Source organism: Nostoc sp. KVJ20 (assembly GCF_001712795.1).
GTDB lineage: Bacteria > Cyanobacteriota > Cyanobacteriia > Cyanobacteriales > Nostocaceae > Nostoc.
Genome location: NZ_KV757654.1, coordinates 1 through 9,331 on the forward strand (window position 1 = coordinate 1; position 9,331 = coordinate 9,331).

Here is a 9,331-nt window from a genome sequence, read left to right on the forward strand (position 1 = left end):
GACTACCAGAAACCTCTGAGACTTTTATTTACATTGCGATGATCCGGATTATGGTCAGGCGACTGGCATAATTTTTGACTCGCTTCGACTTTTAAAACATCCTCTAAGGGCTAAAGCTCTTGCTACGAGCTAATTCAATTGATTTTTACATTACTTAATATAGTTTGATTTATTCTTGCCCACTTACTTAGCAGAACTGAAGATGTATTGAAGATTGCTGAAGGAAACTGTACCGCTACCGTTAGGGCCAGCCAATCGATTGGCTGGTATTAACTAAACCATTAGACTTCTTGCAAAAGTCGGGGTAAAGGGGAAGAGGAAAAGGGTAAAGAAACTCAAAATCCTTTCCCTTTAACCTTTACCCCTTTCCCTCTCTTGCAAAAATATGTTTTTGCAAGAGGTCAATTGTATAGATATTCTGTATTGCTAATAACAAATTTGGCACTTTATCTAGTATAAAAAGTTGTACACATTTATACTTGTTAAAATCACCAACCAAGTAAATTATGGAAATTGTATTTAATTTACTAATCACCATTTGCTTTTCTGATAAAGTTTAGTAAATCAAAGTTTTACCTCTTCTTTGTACTACTACTATCTCATCGTAATAATACCTAAGTTTTTTGATTATTTATCAAGGAGGAGAAGATATAAAAATCATTTATCAATCGAAGCGAAAGTGTATTTTAATCCACTTTTTTATCTTATTGCCGCAGTATTTTCCAAATGCTTTTTATGAGAACTGAGGCAGAGAAAATAATATGTTCTTAGACATTTTAGCTAGCTTACAACGGTTGTTTGTTGGTTACATCCCAGCAGCCGTATTGGGTAGCTTTATCGGGTATTTCATAGGTATGAATAGCATGATTTATCAGCTATTTAGGCTGATATTTCAGATACCACATAGTATCCCTCCTATAGCTCTGCTGCCTATTGCCCTAATAGCATTTCAAGAGAGTGAATCGGCTGCCATTATAGTAGTTTTTCTGGGAACTCTCTGGACGATGATTATTAATACTGCAATAGGTATGCGACATTTTAAGAGACAGAATAACAACTTTCGAGCAGCTATATTTCATCTATTTCATGCCTTGAAAGTTAGCATTTGGGTAGCCTGGTTTATAGTTATTGCCATAGAAATGTTAACAGGGCCAAAAGGACTTGGGTTTACCCTGTGGGATGCTTATAAAGCTGGCAATGCTGATTACATCATCCAGGTAATTATCTACATCGGGATTATTGGTTTTTTGCTGGATCAGTTACTAGATTTTGCAGCCTATATTCTCTCGCAAATGGTATCAGATGGTAAAAAATCTTCCTAAACGTTATCTAGGCTTGCGGATTGCACCTTGCCAGCTAATAGTTTGCTTCGCAGAACGTATTCCCAAAGAACGAGTTGCTACGACTTCGATATTAACGTTGATACCAGGGCGCAAAGCTTCATCAGGAATTTTTAGCTTGCCCAAAGCTAGAGTAAAACGGTTGTAGTCACGAGTCACAAGTTCGTTGGGAATATCCCCTTCATATTCAGTTTTGTAGCCAGAAAAACCGTGCAAGCTATCCTGGGCGCGGAATTTCACGCGAAACTGAGTATTAATAGCATCAGACTTTGCTGCCAAATCGACTATTTTTAAGTTGAGGTTTTGTCCTGCATCGCCAAACTCTGCCACAGCTAACCGAGTGACATCTTTTTTGGGAATGGCATGGTTGACGGTAAATGTTGTTAAGTTAGCGTCACTTTTGGTGTTACCTTCAACCCATAATTCTTCAGGAAAAGTAATTTCTACTTGTTTGTTATCAGTTAAATTTAGTGTTACAGCTTGATTACCAAAGCTGGTAATGGGTTGTCTTTCTTGCCAAACTATTTGAAAAGCCTCTTCTAGACGTTGTTCAAACTCTCGATAATCATCAGCGATCGCAGCACCAGGCGCAAGTAGAGAAGTTGCCCCTTTACGAATATTCCACTTATTCTTCGAGAGGTTGACCTGTTTGTTTATCAGTTGCGAAATTGCTAGCTGCACAGTTGGAGTATCCCCTGCCAAAGGTTCATTGCTATTCACAATACTCAAAATTCCTAAGCGCCCTTGGCTACCATCGCTACCATCACTGCCATCTCGTCCATCGCTACCATCGCTACATCGATAAACCTTATCAGTACACTTGTAATCAGGGCTACCGGGAGTCCCCTTGCAGGTTTTCACTTCCCAACTCCGTCTGTGACAGTTACAACCCTCCGTACCGTTGCCACCTCTACCGCCGCGCCCACCTTCTCCACCAGTTGCTCGAACGGAAATGTTTCGCAAGTCTGCCAAATTGCTGTAATAGACTGTGAGGGAACCACCATTTCCCCCATCTCCTCCCTTGCCACCACTACCACCATTACCACCATTGGGGGCGTTTATGTCGTGGCTGACGCGATTGCGTTGATAACCACAGTCAGGACGATCAGCATGTTCCCCGTCTTCCCCATCTTCACCATCTTTACCCGACAAATCAAGATTTACAGGTGAACCATTGACAAAAATATTTTGGTTTTCACCACTGCTACCATCTCTACCCGATCGCCCATCGGTTCCTGTGCGTCCATCTCTGCCATAATTTCTGGCTACTTTATAGTATTCGTCAGAGGCAACGGCTGGACATAAAACTGAACCAGAAGCAGGCAAAAAGCTAGTAAATAAGCAGAATGTCAGCAGTAGTGGCAGCTTACTCCTAAAACCATTGTGCATCTAGTTACACCTAAAACTTTAGTTGAATTATCTACTCCTGACGCTGATTTTCAAGAATTTGCTCCCTTTTATCCAGTGGTGTGCCAGAATTTTCGCTCATTTGGAAATAATTTAAGTGTCAACGTACCACATACCCAACTTAATAACCGATTAAGCTGCTGTTGGATCGTCATTGAGCTTAACAATCAACTTGCCAAAATTATCACCTCGAAGTAAACCGATAAATGCACCAGGAGCCTTCTCTAAACCAATAACTACATCTTCTTTATACTTGATTTGACCAGACTGCAACCATCCAGAAACATCGTGCAAAAAATCATTAAACCGATGTTGATAATCGCTAACTAAGAAACCTTTGATTAAAGCCCGTTTGACTAGTAGTGGCATTAAATTAGGCCCTGGTGGAGTAGATGTGGCGTTATATTCTGAAATCAAACCTACTAGTGGAATTCTTGCCCCAAGGTTTATCTGCTGCAAGACAGTTTCTAAAATCACACCTGCTGTATTGTCATAGTAAACATCAATGCCATTCGGGGCAGCTTCTTTGAGCGCTGAATCAAGTTCTTGAGTTTTGCGGTTAATGCCAACATCAAAACCTAATTCCTTAACTATATAATCCCGCTTATCGTCACTCCCGACAATTCCCACTACTCGCGCACCTTTAATTTTGGCAATTTGACCTACTACTGCACCGACAGCCCCAGAAGCAGCTGAAACCACAACAGTTTCGCCTTCTTTAGGTTGACCGATATCAAGCAGAGCAGCATAAGCAGTCAGTCCAGGCATACCCAGTACACCTAAACTATAGGATAAAGGTGCTTGAGTGGGATCAAGTTTACGCAGTGTCTCACCCTTAGATACAGCATAAGTTTGCCAACCGTTACTATTAAGAACAAAATCTCCTACTTGAAATTGAGGATGATTTGATTTAATTACTTGGCTGACTGTAGCACCGACAATAACTGAACCTAATTCTACAGGTGCAGCATAAGACTTGCCTCCACTAATGCGACCACGCATATAAGGGTCGAGAGATAGATAAATGGTGCGGCTAAGAATTTCGCCTTCACCTGGTTCGGGAGTTGGTGTTTCTACCAGAGCAAAATCACTCTCTTTTGGTTCGCCCTCTGGACGACTTTTGAGGATGATTTGTTTGTTAATTAAATCGGACATAAGTTATTTTCCTCTCATGTTTTAGGCGATTTTTTCATCAATATCCTTATCACCAAGGCTTTGCTAAAACTACTGTGCGTTTGCCCTAATTTCCAGGCGGCTTAGGTGGCTTATCTCTCTCTTCCTGTGTACCATCTGTAGTCCCTCCCCCCAAATTAGACACCCAATCGTTTGCTTCTAACCCGAAGTGTCCTGTCTCAAACCACATATCTATCAAAACTTCTTTTCTCAAAGTACTCCAGTGAACAGAAAATGCAACGATATTGTAACGACAGCTAAAGTTGACGTTGCAAAAGTTTACATTTAGAATGTAATTGGCAAAATTAGATAAGTATTTATTCTTATTTATCCTGAAAAACTAACATACGATGAGTATATATTCTTGTCAAAGGCAAAAATTTAATCTTTTGGAGTTCAAGAATGTTTACAAAAGTATTGATTCCTTAATATAATGTAATCAAAAGCGAGAAGGCAAATTGATTGTCAGAAGTGATGAATGCTATTGAATTTCCCTGGCTAACAGCCATAATCCTCTTACCCTTGGTGGCTGCCTTAGCCATCCCCTTAATCCCAGACAAAGAAGGTAGAACTGTCCGGTGGTATGGTCTGGGAGTTGCGATCGCCGACTTTGCACTGATGATTTGTGCCTTTTGGTATAACTACGACTTTCAGAGTTCAACACTCCAACTTGTAGAAAACTATCCTTGGATACCGCAGTTAGGTTTGCATTGGGCTGTAGGGGTTGATGGTTTATCGATGCCCTTACTGCTTCTGACAGGCTTAATAAATACCCTCGCAATATTCGCGGCTTGGAAAGTTACCACCAAGCCGCGATTATTTTATGGTTTGATGTTAGCGATGTACAGCGCCCAGCTTGGCGTATTTGTCGCCCAAGATTTGCTGTTGTTCTTCCTGATGTGGGAAATCGAGTTAGTGCCGGTTTACCTGCTGATTTCCATCTGGGGAGGACAAAATCGCCGTTATGCCGCTACTAAATTCATTCTCTACACCGCTGCTGCATCAATATTTATCTTGATTGCCGGTTTTGCAATGGCATTCTCTGGAGATACCGTCACCTTCGACATGGCGACTCTGGGAATGAAAGAATACCCCAAAACCTTGGAATTGTTGATTTATGCAGGTTTCTTGATTGCCTTCGGTGTGAAGTTACCGATTTTCCCTTTACACACTTGGCTACCTGATGCCCACGGTGAAGCATCAGCACCCGGTTCAATGATTTTGGCTGGTGTGTTGTTAAAAATGGGTGGTTATGCTCTCATCCGCTTCAATGTGGAAATGTTACCCAATGCCCATGTGACTTTTGCCCCAGTGCTGGCAATTTTGGGTGTGGTTAACATTGTCTATGGTGCTTGCTGTGCATTTGCTCAAACCAATCTCAAACGGCGCTTGGCTTACTCTTCAATTGCCCACATGGGATTTGTGCTGATTGGGATTGCGTCCTATACAGAAATAGGCATCAGCGGTGCAGTGTTACAGATGGTTTCCCACGGCTTGATTGCTGCTAGCTTGTTCTTCCTGTCTGGCGTTACTTACGATCGCACCCACACCTTGATGATGGATAAAATGGGCGGTATGGCTAAGGTAATGCCTAAAACCTTTGCTCTGTTTACCATTGGTTCAATGGCTTCTCTTGCCTTACCCGGAATGAGTGGTTTTGTGGGTGAGTTGATGGTATTTCTGGGTATTGCCACCAGTGATGTTTACAGTTCCAGCTTCAAAGTTGTAGTCGTGCTGCTGTCAGCAGTTGGCGTGATTTTGACACCAATTTATTTACTGTCGATGCTGCGTCAAGTATTCTATGGTGAGCAAAGTCAAGAGTTGCACTTGGATGCTGTAATATCTGATGTCAAACCCCGCGAAATATTTATTACCGCTTGTTTGCTGCTACCAATCATCGGAATTGGTTTCTATCCTAAATTAGCAACGCAGACTTATGATGTAAAAGCAGTGGAATTAGCCGCCCATGCTCGTCAAGTTCTCCCAGTTGTTGCTCATCAACAACCATCAAGTCTGTACTCGCGGATTTTCTCTGCACCAACATTAGCTAATTCTCAAGTTGAAAGTTCGATTCACATTTCTGAGTAAATTAACTTCCCATTAAGGGGTCTGCAAGTAAATTCTAAATTATTAGGGCAATAAAGGGGTGGTTACGAAACCGCCCCTAAAATTTTGGCATTTTGCAGAGGTGATCAGGTGCTAAACTTTTCGTAATTTAGGATATAGCCAAGAACTAAACAAACGGCTAACTCTAGGCATGACAACATAGGTTAATAGCAAAACCATAGTAATGGTAATGATCAACGAAATAATTAAGGGAGGTAAGCCGCGAAGCAGGGGCGTTATAAATGTATTTAACAAATTAATCAACACAAATACAGCTGCCCAAGTTAGCAATGCTGTTTTATAGCGCGGTGGAGTTTTCAGTGGTTGACCGGGAAGAGAAAACCAAGCTTCTAATCCACAGATTTGTTGAACATCAGGATCGGATTCTACCAGATGTTTACCTTCATTGAGCCAATATTCGCGATCGCGCGATGTCATCCACATCTTTAAATTCTCATAACCGTCAAACCGGAAGATGATCACATATTCATTTCGCACACCAAGTTGGGGACGAATCACGTTTGTTCCCAAATGACCTATATAGGTTCTGGCAACTTTGGTAATATCTTTCAACCAAGCCTCATAGGCGCTTTCGCATCCTGGCTTTACAACTTGTGTAATGACCACGGTTACAAATTGCTCGTCCTGTTCCATCTTTATCAATTTTGGATTTTGGATTTTAAATTTTAGATTGATCCTATGAATAAATTCAAGATTTGGGGATTTTGGATTTATTTCACGTAGCTTGGTTTTCGCAGAACAAGTACAAATTCGTTGGAGAGCAAACAAATTTAAATTTTGGATTTAGAAGCTTTAATCCAAAATCCAAAATTTAAAATCTAAAATTACATCATTCTCAAGCTAAAGGATATCCAGTTTTTCCAACTTCAAGCCGAACAACATTAGCAGGAACGACACCAGTAGGTGGAGGTAAAAACATTCCACCATTAGTTACAACATAAATTGCAGTGCGTTCACCCTCACTTTGACCAAAAGCCACTGCTGTGCTACCAATTACACCTGACTCGGCTTGAGCAATAATAGTAGTACTGCGATCGCTTGCAATTCGTATCACACTGTTGTAAATGTGCGTTGCTCCATAAAGGTTGCCTTCCACATCAAAGGCAAAGTCATCAATATTAGTTTGCTCAACAAAAATTTCCGGCTCACCTGGTTTATTAGTGCTATCAACAGGAATCCGCAACAACAACATTTTTTCTGTATTTGAAACGTAGAGGAAATCACCAAAACGCTTCAAGCCATTTGCAGCCGGAAACACGCTCTCCGAATTGCTCCGAGCAAGCATTGGATGTTCTAGCCAAATTGATCCACTGGGTTGAGCAACATCAATTAGCCAGATTGCACCACGATAGGAATCAGCTGTCAAATATTGAGTGTCGGAAAGTGGCGTGATGCCATTGAGAAACATTGCGTCTGGCAGCGTCAGCAAGGTTTCCACCGTGCCATCATTTTTAACTAGAGAAACCACGGGTATAGAATCACCATTCCATCCTGTTGCCACCAGATCGCCGTTGGTAGTAAAAGCAAGACCACTTACTTTACCTTCAACGGTGGCATGAATTTGCTGATTGCCATCTGGGGTAATGCGAACAACCTCGCCAACCTCATGATTGCTTACAAAAATTGTGCCATCTGAGGCGTAGGCGTAGCCCGCCGCAGGTATCGCTAGATTTTCCAAAAAAGTATTAACAGGAAACGAGGTAATAATTTTAGCAGGTGCTAATTCAATCGGCTTATCTGCGTAAATAGACGGTAAATCTGCGGAATTTCCCATATTAACCTACCATTGTAATTGAATGGGGCCACCAAACTTTCGCATCTCTGCAAAAAACAGTCCTTGCGCTCCTCCATCGGGAAGTGTTGCCAAATAGACAGCAGTTTCAGCTCCTTCTTCTGCCGTGAACGGGGCATTATCTCCCCCCATATCTGTTTTCATCCAACCTGGAGAATAGGCATTTACGAGAATATTAGTACCTTGGAGTTCCTTGGCAAGAAGCACGGTTAGTCCATTTACTCCCACCTTCGAGAGTCGATAGGATGGCGCTAAAGGATAATAGTCAGTGGGAACTGATGTTAGAGATGCCATTTCCGTTGAGATATTGACAATGCGACCGTAATTTTGCACCTTCATCAACGGAATTAATGCTTGAGAAATTCTGAGTACCGCTAGAACATTGGTTTCAAAGGTCGATCGCATCGTTTCCAGTTGCACAGTTAGTAAACTGGACTCCTCCGGCTTAGTTGTGGGATTTACGCCTGCATTATTGACCAGAATATCTACCTTGCCGTAAGTTTCACGCAGCCAATCTGTAAACTGTTGCACACTTCCATCATTGCTGACATCCAGCGTGTGATAGTCAACATCAAGCCCTTCATTGGTAAGCTGCCCTTTAGCAGCAAGACCATCTGTTTCATTACGACTCGTCAGAATTACGCGGTTGCCAATTTTGGATAATTGACGGGAAATAGCATATCCTAGCCCTCGATTGCTGCCTGTTACCACAGCAATTCTTTTTTGAGTCGTCATTTTTATGACCTTGAAACTGGTTTTGATTGTACTGTACTGAGATGCGGTGAATTAAGCAAGTTGATTGCAGTGATACGTTCAATCAATGAGATTACCGACGTTTAATTCAAACTCGAAGCTTGCCATCCACCTAATACCAATTTAATGTGAAGTTGCACATATCTTGATCCCCCTAAATCCCCCTTAAAAAGGGGGACTTTGAATTCCCCCCTTTTTAAGGGGGGCTAGGGGGGATCGAATTCTATGCAGCTTCATAAAGAATTGGTATAAGCGTTGTTCTCTTTCCATTTGGTAATAATTCTAATCTTCATGAGTTAACCCTCATTTAACCGGAGATTGTGAAAAGATTATAGTTAAAGCAGGTTTTGATTTCTGAACGAATTTGCGTAGACAGGCAATAGGCAATCTTGCTACAGGCAACAGTCAAGAAGGCTTCTTAGTTGTACTGAGTTTTTTCACCAAATCAAATATGAGTCCTATATCACTGGCTTACTCATCATTGATGACAAAAAATGTAGGTTTTTTAGCTTTTTAATAATTCAAAATGTTGAAAATACTAGAAGGTTATAAATGCTCGATTCAAAAATAGCCTGAAATTTTTGCTCGTTGAGATATTAATGAGCTATTAGCCCGCATTTCTCACAAGCTCAAGGCATTTGATGGAGCAGAAGAGAAGTAATGAGTAATGAGTAATGAGTAATGAGTAATGAGTAATGAGTAATGAGTAATGAGTAATGAGTAATGAGTAATGAGTAAT

Annotated in this window: 7 protein-coding genes; 2 read left to right on the forward strand and 5 right to left on the reverse strand. The window is 41.2% G+C overall.

Translation table 11 applies throughout. The features are described from left to right. Nucleotides 1-761 precede the first annotated feature (761 nt). Nucleotides 762-1,322, forward strand: coding sequence for an ABC transporter permease (locus A4S05_RS23570; protein WP_069072224.1), 561 nt, complete (start codon nt 762-764; stop codon nt 1,320-1,322). 3 nt (nt 1,323-1,325) lie between these two features. On the opposite strand, the gene A4S05_RS41920 is transcribed toward A4S05_RS23570, so the two are convergent. Together A4S05_RS41920 and A4S05_RS23580 are read right to left on the reverse strand one after the other, a co-directional pair. Then, on the reverse strand, nt 1,326-2,729 hold the full coding sequence (locus A4S05_RS41920) for a hypothetical protein (RefSeq protein ID WP_069072225.1): 1,404 nt from the start codon (nt 2,727-2,729) through the stop codon (nt 1,326-1,328). Nucleotides 2,730-2,879: 150 nt separating this feature from the next. Further along, nucleotides 2,880-3,902 (reverse strand): NADP-dependent oxidoreductase, encoded by a 1,023-nt coding sequence (locus tag A4S05_RS23580; protein WP_069072226.1) that lies wholly within the window; start codon nt 3,900-3,902, stop codon nt 2,880-2,882. A 492-nt stretch (nt 3,903-4,394) separates the two neighbouring features. Between A4S05_RS23580 and A4S05_RS23585 the strand changes: the two genes are divergently transcribed. Continuing rightward, nucleotides 4,395-6,008, forward strand: a complete 1,614-nt coding sequence (locus tag A4S05_RS23585; protein ID WP_069072227.1) for an NAD(P)H-quinone oxidoreductase subunit 4 — start codon at nt 4,395-4,397, stop codon at nt 6,006-6,008. A gap of 111 nt (nt 6,009-6,119) precedes the next feature. On the opposite strand, the gene A4S05_RS23590 is transcribed toward A4S05_RS23585, so the two are convergent. From A4S05_RS23590 to A4S05_RS23600, 3 genes are all read right to left on the reverse strand, one after another. Then, a complete protein-coding gene (locus A4S05_RS23590; RefSeq protein ID WP_069072230.1) occupies nt 6,120-6,680 on the reverse strand; it encodes a putative antibiotic biosynthesis monooxygenase in 561 nt (186 codons plus the stop codon). 202 nt (nt 6,681-6,882) lie between these two features. Then, nucleotides 6,883-7,821: an SMP-30/gluconolactonase/LRE family protein gene (locus A4S05_RS23595; protein ID WP_069072228.1), complete on the reverse strand. Its 939-nt coding sequence runs from the start codon at nt 7,819-7,821 to the stop codon at nt 6,883-6,885. 6 nt (nt 7,822-7,827) lie between these two features. Beyond that, a complete protein-coding gene (locus A4S05_RS23600) occupies nt 7,828-8,574 on the reverse strand; it encodes an SDR family oxidoreductase (RefSeq protein ID WP_069072229.1) in 747 nt (248 codons plus the stop codon). Nucleotides 8,575-9,331 lie beyond the last annotated feature (757 nt).

Excerpts from the sequence above, each read along its gene's own strand:
- A4S05_RS23580 (WP_069072226.1), bottom strand. The coding sequence starts at position 3,902 with ATGTCCGATTTAATTAACAAACAAATCATCCTCAAAAGTCGTCCAGAG.
- A4S05_RS41920 (WP_069072225.1), bottom strand. The coding sequence starts at position 2,729 with ATGCACAATGGTTTTAGGAGTAAGCTGCCACTACTGCTGACATTCTGC.
- A4S05_RS23600 (WP_069072229.1), bottom strand. The coding sequence starts at position 8,574 with ATGACGACTCAAAAAAGAATTGCTGTGGTAACAGGCAGCAATCGAGGG.
- A4S05_RS23570 (WP_069072224.1), top strand. The coding sequence starts at position 762 with ATGTTCTTAGACATTTTAGCTAGCTTACAACGGTTGTTTGTTGGTTAC.
- A4S05_RS23585 (WP_069072227.1), top strand. The coding sequence starts at position 4,395 with ATGAATGCTATTGAATTTCCCTGGCTAACAGCCATAATCCTCTTACCC.
- A4S05_RS23590 (WP_069072230.1), bottom strand. The coding sequence starts at position 6,680 with ATGGAACAGGACGAGCAATTTGTAACCGTGGTCATTACACAAGTTGTA.
- A4S05_RS23595 (WP_069072228.1), bottom strand. The coding sequence starts at position 7,821 with ATGGGAAATTCCGCAGATTTACCGTCTATTTACGCAGATAAGCCGATT.